The sequence below is a fragment of the Marinactinospora endophytica genome, from assembly GCF_054780875.1.
In genome coordinates this window covers 1-517 of sequence record NZ_BAAGVM010000050.1, presented here as the reverse complement: position 1 = coordinate 517, position 517 = coordinate 1, and the positions used below count along the sequence as shown (strand labels likewise).

The following is a 517-nucleotide window of genomic DNA, read 5'->3' as shown; positions in this document are numbered from 1 at the left end:
GCCGAGCTGATCGGCACCGAGTACGACGTGGTCAAGAAGATGACCCCGCGCGCCGAGGTGATCGAGACGTTCAAGGCCCGCGGCGAGGACTACAAGCTGCGCCTGATCGCGGACATGGACGACGACGTCACCCAGATGGGCCTGTACCACCATCAGGAATACGTCGACATGTGCCGCGGTCCGCACGTGCCGAACACGCGCTTCCTCAAGGCGTTCAAGCTCACCCGCATCTCCGGCGCGTACTGGCGCGGCGACTCGAAGAACGAGCAGCTGCAGCGCATCTACGGCACCGCGTGGGCCGACAGGAAGCAGCTGGCCGCCTACATCCAGCGCATCGAGGAAGCCGAGAAGCTCAAGGCTCAACGTCTTGCCGAATACAACGCGAAGAAGGCCGCTAAGCCCAAGCCCATTGCCAAGACCACCGTTACCTTGGATGTTAAGCCTTGGGACGACGAGACCGACGTCAACGCCATGACTGAGGCTGTCCGCGCTATCGCCATGGACGGTCTTTTATGGG

General features: G+C 62.3%; 1 pseudogene. It reads left to right on the top strand.

Features of this window, described 5'->3' with window-relative positions:
* Nucleotides 1-517 (top strand): annotated as a pseudogene (locus tag ACYVHU_RS26735) (hypothetical protein); the annotation flags it as partial.